The organism is Nostoc sp. (genome assembly GCF_036917555.1).
Taxonomy (GTDB): Bacteria; Cyanobacteriota; Cyanobacteriia; order Cyanobacteriales; family Nostocaceae; genus Nostoc.
This window is the reverse complement of the sequence record NZ_JBALDD010000043.1, coordinates 1-16,528: the sequence shown is the minus strand read 5'-3', so window position 1 is coordinate 16,528 and position 16,528 is coordinate 1. Positions and strand designations below refer to the sequence as shown.

Here is a 16,528-nt window from a genome sequence, read left to right as displayed (position 1 = left end):
TCAGTGATGAGTTAGAATCAATAACTTCTAATTTATTGTAAACGAGTCTTTGATACTCGCCGACGAGTCTTTGATACTCGTGGATGAGTCTTTGATACTCGTGGATGAGTCTTTGATACTCGTGGATGAGTCTTTGATACTCGCCGACGAGTCTTTGATACTCGCCGACGAGTCTTTGATGCTCGTGAATGAGTCTTTGATACTCGTGGTTTTTTTTACGAACCGCAAAAGACGCAGAGGACGCAAAGAAAGAGGAGAAATATATCTATAAATGAAGTGAAGTAAAGCGGTGCATTAGCCTTCGACGTAACGTACCCTACCAAAAGACTAAAGGAGTAGAAATTAATAAGGAGTTAGGAATAAATAACTCCTAACTCTTGTACAGACACGATTAATCGCGTCTCTTCTTTTTACAACGCACAAGTCAACTCGCCGGCTTTTTGGCTGAAGCGGTGATTCTCCCGGTAGTCCACGGGACAATCTATCACGGCGGGTACATCTTGAGCGAGGGCTTCTTTCAAAGTGGGAATCAAATCTAAAGCTGATTCAACTCGGTAGCCTTTTAAACCCATGCTTTCAGCGAATTTGACAAAATCAGGATTGCTAAAATGCACAAAAGATGAGTTTCCTTTGCCAAATTGATTTTCCTGCTTCCACTCAATTAACCCATAGCCACCATCATTGAAAATTATCGTGACAAAGGGCGTACCGACACGCAAGGCTGTTTCTAATTCCTGAGAATTCATCATAAAGCCGCCATCGCCTGTGACAGCAACGACTTTGCGCTTGGGATGAACGAGTTTTGCTGCTAAAGCGCCAGGAATGGCAATACCCATAGCTGCGAAGCCGTTGGAAATTATGCAAGTATTGGGACTATGGCAATGATAATGACGAGCCATCCACATTTTATGTGCGCCAACATCTGAGATGACGATATCATCTGGGCCCATCACTTGGCGTAAGTCATAAATTAACTTTTGCGGCTTAATCGGAAATCCGTCATCATGGGCATACTGTTCGTAATCAGCCCGAATCTCTGACCTTAAGCTAATAGCCAAGGGATCGGGTTTACCTTGGCGGTCTGCTAATTTTAAGATTTCATAGAGGGAATCTGAAATATCTCCCACAACTTCGGCGTTGGGAATATAACTACTATCAATCTCTGCCGGACTTACCCCAATATGCACAATCGGAATTTCACCATTACGATTCCATTTCTTAGGGGAAAATTCAATCAAATCATAGCCGATCGCAATTACTAAATCTGTATTATCAAAGGCACAGGTAATGAAGTCTCTTTGCTGTAATCCCACTGACCACAAAGCTAATTGATGTGTGTAGGGAATCACGCCTTTACCCATGAAAGTATTAGCAACAGGTATATTCAGTAAGGTGGCAAATTGCGTGACTGCATCACTTGCATGAGCGCGAATTGCCCCATTTCCGACTAAAATTAATGGGTTAACGGCTTGGCAAATTGCGGCGGCGGCTGCCCGAATGCTAGCAAAAGATGCATAAGTTTTTTCGCTATTATCCTTACGCAAAGGTTTGCCTTCGACGGGCATAGCAGCGATATTTTCTGGTAAATCGATGTGAACTGCACCAGGTTTTTCAGATTGCGATCGCTTAAATGCTTTCCGTACTACTTCGGGTGTAATACTCGGTCGCACAATCTGCTTATTCCACTTGGTAACAGGTGCAAACATTGCCACCAAATCTAAATATTGATGGGATTCAATATGCATTCTATCTGTTCCTACTTGACCGGTAATCGCCACTAAGGGCGCACCATCGAGGTTAGCATCTGCTACCCCAGTCATCAAGTTGGTTGCCCCAGGGCCAAGAGTAGAAAGACACACTCCGGCTTTTCCGGTTAAGCGTCCGTAGACATCGGCCATGAATGCTGCACCCTGTTCATGACGAGTCGTAATAAATTTAATTGAAGAATGTTTTAACGCTTCCAAAACGTGAAGGTTTTCTTCACCAGGAAGTCCAAAAATGTATTGCACTCCTTCATTTTCTAGGCACTGCACCAATAATTCTGCTGTATTCATTTTATTTCCTAACTATTGACGAATAAATATTGGGAATGGGGCATTAGGCATTGGTAATTAAATTTCATCTCTATTACCTATTCGCTATTCTCCATGCCCCATGCTCTACCCATAATCATTTAACCCACACAGTTTTAACATTGACAAACTCATGTATACCTTGGATACTCAATTCTCTGCCATATCCAGAACGCTTGATGCCACCAAAGGGCAACCGAGGATCGGATTTGACCATACTGTTAATAAACACGGCACCAGCTTCGATTTCCTCAACTAAGCGATCGCTCTCTTGGTCGTTGGTTGTCCAAGCACTTGCACCTAAGCCAAAGGGTGAGTCATTAGCAAGTTTAATGGCAGCATCAATATCTGGAACCCGGAATAACAAGGCTACCGGGCCAAAGAATTCTTCTTTGGCGATTGGTGTGTCGGTGGGGATATCTATGATAATCGTTGGCGGATAAAAGTTTCCTGGACGATCTGATAAAGGATGTCCACCGGTGATGACTTTACCACCGCTGCTAATAGCACCTTGCACTTGTTGGTCTAAATCCTGGAGAATACCAGGTGTCGCCAGTGGGCCTAAATCGGTATCTGGTTGCATAGGATCGCCTACTTTCAGCGCCTCGAATTTTTCTAAAAGCAATTTTTCAAATTTGTCTGCGATCGCTTCTGTGACAATAAAACGTTTCGCTGCAATACATGATTGCCCGTTATTTAACATTCGTGCTGTAGTAGCTGTGACAACTGCTGTCTCTAAGTCAGCACTTTCTAACACAATAAACGGGTCACTTCCTCCTAATTCCAAAACTGTTTTTTTAATTTGTTTGCCGGCGGCGACGGCGAGGGATGCGCCGGCTGGTTCGCTTCCTGTCAAGGTAGCAGCTTTTACGCAGTCATCAGCCATTAAATCGGCAACTTTGGCAGCGCCTATTAATAGAGTTTGAAAAGCACCTTCAGGAAAACCTGCCCGTCGGATAATATCTTCAATTGCCAAGGCGCACTGCGGCACATTGGAAGCGTGTTTGAGTAAGCAGACATTTCCCGCCATCAGGGCTGGTGCAGCAAAGCGGAAAACTTGCCAGAAAGGGAAATTCCACGGCATCACCGCGAGAATCGCACCCATTGGTTGATAACGTATAAAACTCTGGTTGGCATCAGTTTTTATACTGACATCAGCTAGAAAACCAGGGGCGTGTTCGGCATAGTAGCGACAGACGACGGCACATTTTTCGACTTCTGCGATCGCAGCTTTAAATGGCTTACCCATTTCTAGAGTCATCAACTTAGCAAATTCTGCTTTGTCTTGCTCTAAAATATCAGCAGCTTTTTGCAGCCAGTGCGATCGTTCAGAGAAACTAGTCTGACGATACTGTTCAAAAGCCTGATTAGCCAAATCGAGTTTAGCGACAATCTCTTCATCATTGAGCGCCTCAAAGGTTTTGAGCGTCTCCCCAGTGGCGGGATTAATGGTGGCGATCGCCATTACCTGACCTCCCGTTAAAAAATAGCTTCGGTAGGCTTCCTAGTGTTACACAGATCAATTCTGGAAGCTACCACCCAAATTCTAGTCTTATAACCCAGAATTGGTTGCTGAATATTACAATTTTGCAATTATTTTTGAAATAAAATATACCAATCAATAAGTATTAATAGTGATAAATTAAATGCAAGTAGAGTTGCTAGAATTCAGACAATTGCAGCATTGCAATTCTCAACCATCCAAGCCATAGAGGAATTAAGCTATGACTCAAGCTTTACGCAAAGTAGTTACATTCAATGAATTCGTTGCTAAATATCCAGATAATACAGGGGAACGTTACGAACTATATGATGGAGTAGTAGTCGAAATGCCCCAACCAACAGGCGACCATGAAGAGGTTGTTGTATTTTTATCTACAAAAATTACTTTAGAATATAGTCGCCTCAGTCTGCCCTATGGTATACCAAAAACAGTATTAGTTAAACCACTTGAAAACGAATCAGCTTACTCGCCAGATGTGCTACTCCTAAATCTTCCTAATTTAATTAATGAACCTTTGTGGAAAAAAGAATCAACTGTTACTCAAGCAACATCAATCCCTTTAGTAATTGAGGTGGTAAGTACAAACTGGCGTGATGATTATCTGAAAAAATACGCTGATTATGAAGAAATGGGAATTCCTGAATACTGGATTGTAGATTATGCTGCATTGGGTGGTAGAGAATTTATTGGCAAGCCCAAACAACCTACTATTTTGGTTTGCTGTTTAGAAGAAGGTGAGTATCGCATTAGTAAGTTTCGAGGAGATGACCGTATCCAGTCGCCAACTTTTCCACAGTTTGATTTGACCGCAGAACAAATTTTTCGCGCTGGCACAGTCAGCTAAATTTAGCATGAAGCTATTCAACCTTTCATAGAGTGAGGCTGTCACAGCTATGCATAGCAGATTTATCCTAACCAGGATAGTTAGATATTTTTCGTTTGGAAGCCCCTAACGTAATTCATAATTAGTGATTTTTTCTTATTCTCCATTATGCCCAATCTCTAAAGATTAATGATTGGAGCAATGATTGTTGGCACTGGCTGCAATTGAGTCTGATAAACCTTAACTAATCGCTCAATACCTTTGAAACGATAATCTCCCATTTCTTGGAAGTCTAAGGGTTCTGAAAGCATTGTATGGGTGGCTTCACTAATCACACACTCACTAGGGGGACAAACTGCTTCCATCCGAGCAGCAAGATTAATCGTTGCGCCTAATGCTGTGTAATCTACCCTTTGGGAACTACCGACATCTCCCACTACAGCTTTACCGCTATTAATTGCAATACGTAATTGTAGGGGTTCGTACCAAAAACCATTGGCATTAAGATGTTCGAGACGAGTAAGCATTCCTTTGGCAGCAGTAACAGCGCGATCGGCATGATCTGCTTGCGGTTCTGGAGCGCCAAAAAATGCCATAATACAATCGCCAATATACTTATCTAAAGTGCCGCCGCAACCAAACACTTCTTTTAGCATTTCTTCAAATAAATTATTTAATAGTTGAGCGATCGCAGTTGGTGTTAACCGTTCAGAAATTGCCGTAAAGCCAACTAAATCAGCAAACAAAATACTGATTTCGCTCTCGGTGGGAGCTAAACGACCACCCGGTAATCCGCCTACAGATATCAACTGCTGTACAACTCCTGGAGAATGATAACGTTCTAGTCGGTGACGAATCATCTCTTCAGTTTTGAGTTTCTCTACTAATAGCCAACGCTGCACGCTAGAAGCTACAAGGTTTGCTAAAGCTGAAAAAAAGCTCAATTCTTCTTCACCTTCATTCGCCCAATGGTAAGAAGAAAAATTGGCATCGGCATACAGTACGCCCACAACTTTATTTTCATCCCATAAAGGCACTGCCATCGCGCTACGAATGCCTTTGACTAAAATACTCTGTTCGCTAGCAAACCGTTCATCCTGATGAGTATCACCGGTTTGAATGACGACTTTTTCCTCAAATACCTTTTGACAGATACTACGACTAATCCAACTGCCATCAGAGGGGAGATGTTTCTGTTGGGAAACATTTCTAGTGGCAGCATTCATTAATTCCAACTGGCCGCAACCATTGACATCAATTAATAATGCCAAGCGATCGATACTATCAAGGTAACGAAAAACTACTTGCTGCACCTGAGAAAAAATCTCTTCTATAGACGCGGCTGCACAAAGATTTTTCGCTATATCCACTAAGTCTTTGAGACGGGCAATAGTTTTGTCCTTATTATTGATGTTGCCATCTTTGCTATCAGCTGCAATCCATTGCTGTTGTAATTGTTCAACATTATGAAGGATTGTTCTTTGCTCATTAATGTCCGAAATTCCAGGATACTCAGGTGTCGGTTGAGAAACAGGGGTTGTGAGCAGTACAACCAGGCTGATATTGCCCAGCCAAACGATATCGCCGTGATGTAACTCTTGGGGATAGTTAACCAGATATTTATTGACTTGCGTCCCGTTTTTGCTGCCCAGATCCTCAATAGTCCACACACCATCAGCCGTTTTTACTAGGCGAGCATGGTTACGGGATACTCCACCAAAAGGTAAGTACAAGTTACATTCCGGCAAACGACCAATTGTAAATATATCTTGGTCAACTGCGATCGTTGTCTCGGTATCTCCCTCTTGTAGGCGTAGCGTGAGTTCAGTCATGAGTGTGATAGATCCATCGAAGCTAGAGGTCAAGCAACTCTAAGGTAAGTTATACCCTACAGGTTAACCTTCACCTTTTCTTTATGACACTGTTAACTGCATTCTGACAATTGTATGTGACAGATATTACATTTAATGAGGCAATTTTGCTAGAGTTTCAGTTCATATCGTGTCTGGCTAAAGACTTATCATTTAGACCGCAGTTCTTGCTGGGGGAAAGAGGCTTTTAGGATTTTTGCACAGATTCGGTAATCATAAGTGATTAACCGGACTTAATATCAGAGGGGGTTGGGAGGATGAAAAGTCTCTGGCACAACTCTATAAAGACTTGTGTGTATAGCGAAAATTTGTAGGCCAGAGGAATGGAAGTGAGGTTTTCCAGAACCCGTGAAAAATCAATCTATTGAACAGCTAACGAATATCAGCGATCGCGTTTAGCAGAACGGCGCGATCCAGATGAACGAGCGCCAGGTTTCTCACCATTAGTGGCAGGTGGCGCTGCTTTACGTTTAGCCGATGTCTGTGGTAACGGTTTAGGAGTACTACGAGCCGGACGCTTATCACCTCCAGGCTTGGTTCTGTGTTGCCGTCCATTTGGGATTGGTTCGGGGTTGGTATCGGGGTTGGGCGCAAAACCAGCAACCACTTCCTTCGGCAAGCGTTGCTCAATCAGTTTTTCGATATCTGTCAATAGATGCTGTTCATCGATGCACACCAGCGATACAGCTTCTCCTGATGCGCCAGCGCGACCGGTGCGACCAATGCGATGAACATAATCTTCTGGTACATTGGGCAAATCAAAGTTAACAACATGGGGCAGTTCGCTGATGTCAAGACCTCTAGCAGCAATATCTGTCGCCACCAATACCTGTAAGCTGCCGTTTTTAAACTTTGCCAGAGCGTTGGTACGCATCGGCTGGCTCTTATTACCGTGGATTGCCAATGCTTGAATGCGGTCTTCGCCCAACTGCTTCACCAAACGGTCAGCACCATACTTAGTGCGAGTGAACACTAGCACTTGATACCAATTATCTCGTCGAATCAGATGAGCCAGTAATTGGCGTTTCTTGTCACGGTCTACTTGGTAAACTTTCTGTGCGATCGTGTCGGCAGTAACGTTGCGGCGTGCCACTTCAATCATCGTTGGGTGATTGAGTAGTCCGGCGGCCAGTGCCTTAATCTTGTCTGAGAAAGTAGCGAAAAATAGCAAATTCTGTCGCTGTTTGGGCAGGAGTGAGAGGATGCGGCGAATATCATTAATAAAACCCATGTCCAGCATCCGATCGGCTTCATCCAGTACCAAAACCTCAATTTGCGATAGGTTCAGCGTACCCTGCTGTACGTGGTCTAGCAGTCGCCCTGGAGTAGCGACCAAAATATCCACTCGACCCCTCAAACGCTGTTTTTGCAAATTAATACTGACTCCGCCAAACATCACCATCGAGTTGAGATTTAAGTATTTACCATATTCGCGCACGCTTTCTTCCACTTGTGCAGCGAGTTCACGAGTCGGAGTGAGAATCAACGCCCGGATTGGTGGGTATCCATTAGACGTACCTTTGCTCTTGTTGGACGACAACCGATGCAAGAGCGGCAGTGTAAAACTAGCGGTCTTTCCAGTGCCAGTTTGTGCCCCAGCTAATAAATCTCTACCCGACAAGACAGCAGGAATGGACTGCATCTGGATTGGCGTGGGTTCCGTGTACCCTCGTTCGGTAACAGCACGGATAATTTCATTGGACAAGCCGAGATCGGAAAAAGACATAAGACTCCAAAAATAACATCGGCCTGTCGCCAATCAAGGCGTCAGTCTTAGGCGGACGGATAAAAAATCATTGAAAAGCTGGATGGGCAGTAGCGCAAAGACTGAAGAGCGAGTGCCGCAGTAGTTTATTCTAACAGATTGCTATCCTTCGTGTTGTTAAAGTTGCTCTGATTCAGTGTTGTGTTAAATTGGCATTACCTGCTTGTAAAGCAAAGTATTGAACAAATAGGAGAAATTCATTATCGCAATCCAAAAGCAACTGATTAATTCACAAATAAAGTCACCTAGCGTCTTCTTGATTGACCATGAGAATAACAATCGTGGTCTGATCGACACCAATGAGGCGTTACAGCTAGCTGAAAGCTTAGAGCTTGACTTAGTTGTAGTCTCCCAAGGTAAAGACGCTCCAATCGCTAAGATTCTCAACTATGGCAAGCTACAGTATCAAAAGAAAAAACGTCAGAGCCAAAGTGCTAGACCCACGGTAAAGGAAGTTCGATTCGGTCTAAACGTGGGTGTGGCTGATTACAATTTACGCATCGAACAAGCAGGTGAGTGGTTAAGTAAAGGCGATTCTGTCAAGTTTGCCATTCGTTTACGAGGCCGAGAACATCAATATCGTGACAAAGCGGGAGAACTGCTAGACCGAATTGCAAACGATCTCAGTCAAGTAGGTAAAATCCAGTCGCTGGATAAACGCGCCCTAGTTGTTCAAGTTATTCCTGCCTAGTTATCTGGCGATCGCTCGAAGATGTATTTGTGGCAGCTTGTAAGGAACGAAAAAAGCCGGAGATAGTACTGTAGCTTCTATGGAAAAAACAGTCAACTGTTACTCAAGGTGAATTTGACTTTCTGACCAAACAAGCGCCACGCGCCGGGATATAACCAATCAATCGGCGCATTTAGTAATTAGGTGTGTCAAGGCATCAATCAGGCGATCGCTTTCCATTGGTACAATGTCCTGTCCATGCATCACATTTTGAGTAATATGAAAATGCACCAATGCTCCTAAGAGAATTCTCGCTGTTGCCTCTGGGTCAGGTATGTTTAATTCAGGAGCCGCCAAGTATTGAGTGAGAGTTTGGGCTACTGGCTTAATCATCGCTTGAACACAAATTTGAGCTAACTCAGGAAAACGCCCAGATTCCCCTATTACTACTCGCATAAATGCACTATGTTCTTTGTCGTTAAGCATCTGACCTAATGCTTTAGTTGCTACCTGGCGCAGTATGGTGGCTGGTTCTCCCTCAATCGGTTCTGTGCCAAAAATGGAGCTATTCTTTTTGCTTGTCAGTTGCTCTAACAGTACTTTAAAAAGTCCTTCTTTATCTTGAAAGTGGCTGTAGACTGTCGCTTTAGAAACACCTGCTGCTACTGCTACCCGATCCATACTTGTACCAGCATAACCATGTTGAAGGAATTCTTGCATTGCTCCTTGCAGAATTTGCTCCACTTTATCAACGGAATTGTCTCGATCCACTTCGCCAGCTTTGATGCGTACCATTTAATAATCATCCTTTCTTATAAACAATATTAATAGATGCTGCAAAATGCCCAGTACAAAATGGCGAAAATAAACATAAAGTAGGTCGGCGGAAAAATTTGTGGTTGGAATAAAGCAGGAAGTAGGAGGGAAGAGGTTTTTAGTGTAGTTTATCGTTCTTCATATAGTTTTGTTTAATTGTGCCAACTTACTTACCCTTCGATAAAGCTCAAAAGCCTCTATTGTCAGCTTTCCTCTGTTCTACTTTCTTGTAGTAGACAATCAATCCCAATAGGGAATAGCATTCAGCTGCATAATGCCGAGCAAACATGATTGACAAGTTTAGTTATATCATGTTGACTAAACTAGTCCGTTTAGTTTAGCATAAATTGAACTGTACAGTTTAGTACAAGTTGCTACTGGTGGTCAGGGGAAAATAGTATGGAGCAAAACAGGAATTCAGAGGGTTTAAGGTCTTCTCAGAATCTTTTGCGATCGCCTCTTTTACTTGCAATAATTGCATCTCTAGCAATAGGTGGAATCAGTGTTTATACAGTGATGAAGCTTCAAGCTGCAACTACTAATGAAAAGCAAAAAGCACCAGTAGCAGTTCAGCCTGTGGTAAAAACAGTAACAGCATTAGGGCGGTTGGAACCAAAGGGAGAGGTAATAAAACTGTCAGCGCCTTCTTCAAATGGTGAAGGAAATCGGGTGGAGCAACTATTGGTGAAAGAAGGCGAGCGCGTCAAAGCTGGGCAGGTAGTTGCGATTATGGATAACCGCGCTCGCCTACAAGCTACTTTGGCTGAAGCACAAAAACAAGTTCAAGTTGCCAAATCCCGCCTTAACCAGGTAAAAGCTGGAGCTAAACAGGGAGAAATTGGAGCGCGTCAAGCTACGGTGAATCGTGTACAAGTAGAACTACAAGGAAACATTAAAACTCAGCAAGCCACTATTAATCGTCTAGAAGCAGAACTCCTTGGGCAACAACGCAGCTTGCAAGCAACAGTGGCTCGCGTAGCAGCCGAGAAAGGTAATGCCCAAGCTGACGTGCAGCGCTACGAGACTTTATACAAAGCAGGAGCAATTTCTAGCGAAGAAGTTGATAAAAGACGCTTAAGCGCCGAAACTTCTACTCAAGCCTTAATTGAAAGCCAAGCCACCCAAACAAGAACTGTAGCGACCCTACAACAGCAGCTTAAGGAAGCAAAAGCCAACCAAAATCAAACCCTCGCCAGCTTGCAACAGCAGATTAACGAAGCAAAAGCTAACCTAAATCAAACCACTGAAGTTCGTCCCACAGATATAGCAAATGCACAAGCAGAGATAGACAGTGCTCAAGCTACTGTGGAGAAAATTAGAGCAGAACTGGCAGAGGCATACGTTCTGGCTCCTAAACCCGGTCGAATTTTGGAGATTAATACACGAGCCGGAGAAACTGTTGGCAATGAAGGAATTGTGGCTTTAGGTCAAACCGACCAGATGTATGCAGTAGTAGAAGTCTACCAAAGTGATATCAAGAGAGTGCGTCCGGGACAACCGGTGCTGGTAAGCAGTGATTCCCTACACAATGAATTAGGGGGAAGAGTCGATTGGATTGGTATGCAGGTAAAGCGGCAAAATCTGATCAATGCTGATCCCTCTAGCAATATTGATGCCAGAGTAGTGGAAGTGCATGTGCAACTGAATAAACTATCCAGCCAAAATGCTTCTAGCTTAACTAATTTGCAAGTCAAGGCGGTAATTGAACTGTGATTGGATTTATCCAGCAACTACGGCGGCGAACGCCTTTAGGATGGCTGCAACTGAGTCATGAAAAAGGTCGTCTTCTGGTAGCATTGTCAGGTATTGCCTTTGCCGATGTTCTAATGTTTATGCAGCTAGGGTTTCAGAATGCCCTGTTTGAAAGTAATACAATGCTGCATCGGAGTATGCAGGCTGATATGTTTGTCATCAGCCCCCAAGCACGTAACCTAGCATATATGTCTAGCTTTACGCGGCGGCGATTGTATCAAGCAATGGATGTACCAGGTGTAAAGTCGGCAGAAGGAATGTATGTCAACATTGTTGATTGGAAAAATCCCCAAACACATCAGAAAACGACAATATTAGTTATGGGGTTGAATCCCGATCGGCAAGTGTTGAACTTAACGGATGTGAATCGCCAGATAGATGCTATTAAGCTACCAGATACTGTTCTGTTCGATCGCGCCTCTAGAGGAGATTACAACGAAGTACTCGCCAAAATTGACCAAGGTAAACCTGTTACAACCGAAATAGAACGGCGGACAATTACTGTTAGCGGCTTATTTTCAGTCGGGGCTTCCTTCATAGCCGATGGTACTTTAATCACCAGCGACCAGAACTTTCTGCGGCTATTTCCCAGACAAGAAGCCAGCAGTGTCAGTCTTGGTTTGGTGCAGCTGCAACCAGGCTATGACCCAAAACAGATGAAAACAGCTTTACAATCTCATTTAGATAATGATGTTAAAGTTTTAACCAAAGCAGAATTTCTCGAATTTGAAATAAATTACTGGAAAACAAATACGGCGATCGGATTTATCTTCAGCTTGGGTGTCACAATGGGGTTTTTGGTGGGCGTGATTATCGTCTATCAAGTTCTTTCTACAGATGTGAATTCCCATATCAAAGAATACGCAACTTTCAAAGCAATGGGGTATAACAATCTCTATTTATTAGGTGTGGTGTTTGAAGAGGCGATAATTTTAGCGATTTTGGGGTTTATCCCAGGAGCGATCGCACCTTTAGGACTTTATCATTTAACTCGTAATGCCACCAATTTACCAGTTTACATGACCGTAGCACGGGCCTTGACGGTATTAACACTGACTATGATTATGTGCATAATTTCTGGGGCGATCGCCACCCGTAAATTACAATCTGCTGACCCCGCAGATATGTTTTAATAAATGGGCATTGGGCATGGGACATGGGGATAATTACCCAATCCAAAATCTAAAATTTAAAATCTAAAATTATTATGCCTCTGGTAATCTCTGTTAAAAATCTCGACCACTATTTTGGTCATGGTCAACTCCGCAAGCAAGTTCTCTTTGATATCAACCTGGATATTAACGCTGGTGAAATTATTATAATGACTGGGCCTTCGGGTTCTGGGAAAACTACACTTCTCACCTTAGTAGGCGGCTTGCGTTCTGCTCAATCTGGTAGTTTGCAGATATTGGAACAAGAACTTTGTGGTGCTAAGACAGCACAACTCACCCAAGCGCGACGCAATAACGGTTATATTTTCCAAGCGCACAACTTGCACGGTAGCCTGACAGTACTCCAGAACGTCAGAATGGGCTTGGAAGTACATAATAATATTTCGCCGCCAGAAATGAAAATCCGGTCAGCCCAAATATTAGAGGAGGTAGGATTAGGAGATCGCCTGAATTATTATCCTGATGATTTATCTGGGGGACAAAAACAAAGAGTTGCGATCGCTCGTGCATTGGTTGGTCGCCCTAAAATTGTTTTAGCAGATGAACCCACCGCCGCCCTTGACAGTAAATCGGGACGAGATGTGGTCAACCTTATGCAAAAACTAGCTAAAGAACAAGACTGTACCATTCTCTTGGTTACTCATGACAACCGCATTTTAGATATTGCCGATCGCATCGTTTATATGGAAGATGGCAAGTTAGTAAATGACCGCGCTGTTGTTGCAGCATCTTAAGCAAATCACAAATTAAATCGGATTGCTATAGGAATTTTGTCGGGGCATTTATTTGTACGACCCTACGAAAGTATACTAATTTATTGCCCATAAAAAAATTATTGTCAATCCCATCTTGAAGCTGCGAATCAGACTTTTTAAAGATGAGGTTTTTTCTGCTATTTCTAAGGATTGTACTCAAATTCGCTTTGTGATCGCACCCCTAGCCAATCTCCTGCAGGGGTTTGTCCGACTTCGTAGGTGTAGCCAACATCCCAAAAGCTGATACTATAGTAAGTACAATTAGCTAAACACTGATTCATAAACTGGCTAAGTTTACGGCTATTGTTGCGACCATCAGCAAATTCAATTGTTCGCTTCTCCAAGAAAACCATCGTTGCTGCTTGCAGTGCAAGTTCAATGGCAGTCGTTTTGGTTTTAGCTAATGCACCCACAATTTGATGTTGGTAAGTGTAATTATATCCACCGTAGTAGTAACCGTAGTTGGTAATTGGGGTGAGTTTGTCTAAGAGAATTTGAACTTCAGTTATTAGAGTTTGAGTTGCTTGGGTTGGCGATTCTTCGCAGATAATTTGTGTTGTGCGTTGATGGCGGCTGCGATTATCATAGCTTACTTGATCGGGGACAGTGGGGGCAAGACAAAAATAATGGCGATCGCTAGTTTCACCAACCACAATAGAAACGGAAAAATATGGATGTTTCCACTCAAAGTATTGATGTGCTGTTTTGGGAACAGATAAATTATATGCTTGAATATTTTGCAGATGTTTTTTAACTAACCGCTGGAGTTGTTGATAGTAACCAAGGCGTTCATTAGCAATACTTTCGTTCCAACTATTGTCCTTGCGTTCAGAACGCGGCGGAGCGTATTCACCATATTCTCGTTGATTAGTAGGAGTTCCCCATTCTTCAATTTTTTGCCAATGTTTAAAAGCAACTTCTATGTCGATGAGATTAACAAAGCCTTCGGAAATCATTAAATTCCAGAGGTTAAATTCACCTTGGGTTGCAGTTTCCCAAACAAACGAACTTGAGCAGAGTAGTTCTAGTGTACCAAGAAGTTGTTCTGTTTCCAGTTTCATTTTTGATATTAATAAATTTAAGGATTGTAAACAAATTCACTTTCTAGATATAGTCCTACCCAATCTCCAGGGTTAGTTTGAGCTATTACGTATATATGTTCCTGAGTAAAAAAACTGAATTTATACATAATTACTTCAGAAAATGTCTGCTTAAAAAAATTATTAATTTGCTGATATTTTGCAAAAATTTCTTCAAGTTTATAACCTTCATAGTAGTCTCCTAAATAGTTTTTATCAGGATAAAAGCTATGAAATTGTTTTAGCTCTAGAATTCCAGCCTTTTGGAAAGCCTGTTCAAATACTAGTTCTTTAGATACAGCAACACCATAAACAATTTGATGATCGTAGTTATAGTAATAACCACCACCCAAATCACCTTCTAAGGAAATTATGCCTAGTTCTGAGGTAATTGCTTTAATTTGTGAAATAAAGTTTAGTGTGTTTTCTGCGTATAATTCACTAGAGGTTAATTGAGATAGAGGAGAACGAGAAATTAACTCTTGCGGAATTGCTGTTTCTTTATAAACAGTTGGACAAATACAAATCCAAGTTCCGTCTGCTGTTCTACCAATTACTAAACCTGGTAAAATAACACCTCTGCTACAAGAATAAGGCATCGAGCTAAAAGATTCTAAATCTTGTAAAAATGATTCTAAATATTGTAAAATCTGCAACAAATATTCAAATTGATTTTTCCTTAAGTTTTCCTCTTCAACACCTAAATAAAAGTCATAAAACGATTTAGCATATTCCATTTTTTGCCAACTTCTGATTCGCTTATCTACATCTGTAAGCTGTAGCCAACCATTAGCCAAACAGAGATTGATAACATTAAATTTTCCTTGCTCAGATACGTCCCAAACAAATGGAACAATACTACCGCCATTTTCATGACCTGGTAAATCAATAGTTAAGTGAGGCTCAACAAGAACTTGTAGAGTTCCAAAAATGCGTTCTGTTTCAGTGTGCATAGTATATTAAGTGCAATTTAATTATAGTTATGTGATTGATAAATTTTCGATGATTATCATAACGATTCTTGTAGCAAAGCAGATTGAAATGGTTGCAGCAGAATACCAAGAATCTTATCAATATCATTGATGTAGTATTCAACTATATCAATGTATGCTGTTAATCTTTCCAACATTAAAAATCGCCAGTTGGTTCCACTAGTGACAACTCCATAGATTGTCTTAACTTCTTGTTGAGTATTTTGATTGAATAATTGGGCAGCTATCATAGTGGCAATACATTGTCCTAAACCACCTTTGATATTTTCATTTTTCGCCTCAACAATTGTAAGCACAGGCGCTTTAATGTAAAACTGTTCTTCAGAACCGCAGAGAATGAAATCACAAAATCCATTCAATCCTTTACTACTATCTACATCAAAATCTGTTCCAGAAAACAGTGAAATTTGATAATTTAACTGTCGTCTAACTTCTGTAAGAACTGGCATAATTAGTAATTCTGAACGGGCTTTTTCAGTGTTGATGGCAGTTGCTAGTTGAGTATATTCTTCTAAGAGCGTTGTTAAGCTAGCGGAAGCTTGAATAGGCGACACATCTTTGAATAGATTGCGCTTTTCATCAATTACAAGTTGAAACGGTTCTCGAACTTTGGCAAGTGTGAAATCACTGTATGCCATCTGCAACATCCTCAATTATTTACAAGTTATATCAATTCTCTTAAATCCAGCAACAAATTCAAACCCTGAAACCTATATTAAATCTGACGGTTCTTAATTACGAATTACGAATTGGTTTTAACTCTAGCGGCTGCGCGGACAATCCGGTTGCTATCTTCAGCAAGTTGCTGGCGTAAAACGGTTGGAGTCCCAGAATTATTAGCAACGGCGTAGCGTTCCAGCCAGGATGCAGACTGCGCTCCTTGAGTCAAGACTTCATGGGGAGTTAGGGGATGAAGCAGTGTCACGAACCGTACAAAAGCATTTTCTGAACTCGCATATTCTGCAAGTATGCTCACTAAATCATCAGTGCTGGGGTTGTAAAGGCGGCTGAGTCCGCGCAATGTGGGACTGGTTTGGCGGGTGGTGGGTTGTACAATCAAATCACGGAGGCTTTTGCAGATGGGTGCAGGGGTGTTGGGATTTTGAGCAACTGCGCGGCGGACTTCGACTTTTTCATTGTTTGCCAATTGTGTCAGTATTATCCCTCTTTTGTTACCTTCGGGGAAGAAAAATAGGAGAAGATTAGCTAGCTATAGAGAAATGAATCGGAGAAGCTCGAAAACCATTCATCAATTCA

At 42.1% G+C, this 16,528-nt stretch carries 15 protein-coding genes; 6 read left to right on the top strand and 9 right to left on the bottom strand.

All coding sequences use genetic code 11. The annotated features are described in order from the left end of the window. The first annotated feature begins 49 nt into the window (after positions 1-49). Entirely contained in the window at positions 50-271 is a 222-nt protein-coding gene (locus V7K60_RS17065; protein ID WP_334927040.1) for a hypothetical protein, read from the top strand. 139 nt (positions 272-410) lie between these two features. Here the strand turns inward: V7K60_RS17065 and V7K60_RS17060 are convergent, their stop codons facing one another. Both V7K60_RS17060 and V7K60_RS17055 read right to left on the bottom strand, forming a co-directional pair. After that, complete coding sequence (locus tag V7K60_RS17060; protein ID WP_334927039.1) at positions 411-2,054, bottom strand: acetolactate synthase large subunit; 1,644 nt, start codon at positions 2,052-2,054, stop codon at positions 411-413. Positions 2,055-2,169: 115 nt separating this feature from the next. Next, positions 2,170-3,537, bottom strand: coding sequence for an NAD-dependent succinate-semialdehyde dehydrogenase (locus V7K60_RS17055; protein ID WP_334927038.1), 1,368 nt, complete (start codon positions 3,535-3,537; stop codon positions 2,170-2,172). 259 nt (positions 3,538-3,796) lie between these two features. On the opposite strand from V7K60_RS17055, the gene V7K60_RS17050 reads away from it, so the two are divergent. After that, positions 3,797-4,420 carry a Uma2 family endonuclease gene (locus tag V7K60_RS17050; protein ID WP_334927037.1) on the top strand — a complete coding sequence of 208 codons (624 nt, stop codon included), beginning with the start codon at positions 3,797-3,799 and terminating at the stop codon, positions 4,418-4,420. A gap of 158 nt (positions 4,421-4,578) precedes the next feature. On the opposite strand, the gene V7K60_RS17045 is transcribed toward V7K60_RS17050, so the two are convergent. Together V7K60_RS17045 and V7K60_RS17040 are read right to left on the bottom strand one after the other, a co-directional pair. After that, a complete protein-coding gene (locus tag V7K60_RS17045) occupies positions 4,579-6,231 on the bottom strand; it encodes an adenylate/guanylate cyclase domain-containing protein (RefSeq protein WP_334927036.1) in 1,653 nt (550 codons plus the stop codon). Positions 6,232-6,652: 421 nt separating this feature from the next. Further along, on the bottom strand, positions 6,653-7,996 hold the full coding sequence (locus V7K60_RS17040) for a DEAD/DEAH box helicase (RefSeq protein WP_334927035.1): 1,344 nt from the start codon (positions 7,994-7,996) through the stop codon (positions 6,653-6,655). A gap of 238 nt (positions 7,997-8,234) precedes the next feature. Between V7K60_RS17040 and infC the strand changes: the two genes are divergently transcribed. Then, a complete protein-coding gene (gene infC, locus V7K60_RS17035) occupies positions 8,235-8,726 on the top strand; it encodes a translation initiation factor IF-3 (RefSeq protein ID WP_334927146.1) in 492 nt (163 codons plus the stop codon). Between the two features lie 159 nt (positions 8,727-8,885). On the opposite strand, the gene V7K60_RS17030 is transcribed toward infC, so the two are convergent. Beyond that, positions 8,886-9,500, bottom strand: coding sequence for a TetR/AcrR family transcriptional regulator (locus V7K60_RS17030; RefSeq protein WP_334927034.1), 615 nt, complete (start codon positions 9,498-9,500; stop codon positions 8,886-8,888). A gap of 420 nt (positions 9,501-9,920) precedes the next feature. Between V7K60_RS17030 and V7K60_RS17025 the strand changes: the two genes are divergently transcribed. From V7K60_RS17025 to V7K60_RS17015, 3 genes are all read left to right on the top strand, one after another. Then, positions 9,921-11,234 (top strand): HlyD family efflux transporter periplasmic adaptor subunit, encoded by a 1,314-nt coding sequence (locus tag V7K60_RS17025; RefSeq protein WP_334927033.1) that lies wholly within the window; start codon positions 9,921-9,923, stop codon positions 11,232-11,234. Then, the gene (gene devC, locus V7K60_RS17020) at positions 11,231-12,406 is read left to right on the top strand and encodes an ABC transporter permease DevC (RefSeq protein ID WP_334927032.1); all 1,176 of its coding nucleotides are present in this window, start codon (positions 11,231-11,233) and stop codon (positions 12,404-12,406) included. Before V7K60_RS17025 ends, devC begins: the two co-directional genes overlap by 4 nt. Before the next feature lie 74 nt (positions 12,407-12,480). After that, positions 12,481-13,179, top strand: a complete 699-nt coding sequence (locus V7K60_RS17015; protein ID WP_334927031.1) for a DevA family ABC transporter ATP-binding protein — start codon at positions 12,481-12,483, stop codon at positions 13,177-13,179. 164 nt (positions 13,180-13,343) lie between these two features. On the opposite strand, the gene V7K60_RS17010 is transcribed toward V7K60_RS17015, so the two are convergent. From V7K60_RS17010 to V7K60_RS16995, 4 genes are all read right to left on the bottom strand, one after another. Continuing rightward, on the bottom strand, positions 13,344-14,261 hold the full coding sequence (locus V7K60_RS17010; RefSeq protein WP_334927030.1) for a hypothetical protein: 918 nt from the start codon (positions 14,259-14,261) through the stop codon (positions 13,344-13,346). A gap of 17 nt (positions 14,262-14,278) precedes the next feature. After that, positions 14,279-15,232 carry a hypothetical protein gene (locus V7K60_RS17005; RefSeq protein WP_334927029.1) on the bottom strand — a complete coding sequence of 318 codons (954 nt, stop codon included), beginning with the start codon at positions 15,230-15,232 and terminating at the stop codon, positions 14,279-14,281. Positions 15,233-15,288: 56 nt separating this feature from the next. Then, positions 15,289-15,909, bottom strand: a complete 621-nt coding sequence (locus V7K60_RS17000) for a hypothetical protein (RefSeq protein ID WP_334927028.1) — start codon at positions 15,907-15,909, stop codon at positions 15,289-15,291. A 104-nt stretch (positions 15,910-16,013) separates the two neighbouring features. After that, positions 16,014-16,418, bottom strand: coding sequence for a hypothetical protein (locus V7K60_RS16995; protein WP_334927027.1), 405 nt, complete (start codon positions 16,416-16,418; stop codon positions 16,014-16,016). Positions 16,419-16,528 lie beyond the last annotated feature (110 nt).

What these genes read in the sequence shown, in the direction of transcription:
- V7K60_RS17060 (WP_334927039.1), bottom strand. Translation starts at nt 2,054, where the DNA reads ATGAATACAGCAGAATTATTGGTGCAGTGCCTAGAAAATGAAGGAGTG.
- V7K60_RS17055 (WP_334927038.1), bottom strand. Translation starts at nt 3,537, where the DNA reads ATGGCGATCGCCACCATTAATCCCGCCACTGGGGAGACGCTCAAAACC.
- V7K60_RS17050 (WP_334927037.1), top strand. Translation starts at nt 3,797, where the DNA reads ATGACTCAAGCTTTACGCAAAGTAGTTACATTCAATGAATTCGTTGCT.
- V7K60_RS17045 (WP_334927036.1), bottom strand. Translation starts at nt 6,231, where the DNA reads ATGACTGAACTCACGCTACGCCTACAAGAGGGAGATACCGAGACAACG.
- V7K60_RS17040 (WP_334927035.1), bottom strand. Translation starts at nt 7,996, where the DNA reads ATGTCTTTTTCCGATCTCGGCTTGTCCAATGAAATTATCCGTGCTGTT.
- V7K60_RS17030 (WP_334927034.1), bottom strand. Translation starts at nt 9,500, where the DNA reads ATGGTACGCATCAAAGCTGGCGAAGTGGATCGAGACAATTCCGTTGAT.
- V7K60_RS17025 (WP_334927033.1), top strand. Translation starts at nt 9,921, where the DNA reads ATGGAGCAAAACAGGAATTCAGAGGGTTTAAGGTCTTCTCAGAATCTT.
- V7K60_RS17015 (WP_334927031.1), top strand. Translation starts at nt 12,481, where the DNA reads ATGCCTCTGGTAATCTCTGTTAAAAATCTCGACCACTATTTTGGTCAT.
- V7K60_RS17010 (WP_334927030.1), bottom strand. Translation starts at nt 14,261, where the DNA reads ATGAAACTGGAAACAGAACAACTTCTTGGTACACTAGAACTACTCTGC.
- V7K60_RS17005 (WP_334927029.1), bottom strand. Translation starts at nt 15,232, where the DNA reads ATGCACACTGAAACAGAACGCATTTTTGGAACTCTACAAGTTCTTGTT.
- V7K60_RS17000 (WP_334927028.1), bottom strand. Translation starts at nt 15,909, where the DNA reads ATGGCATACAGTGATTTCACACTTGCCAAAGTTCGAGAACCGTTTCAA.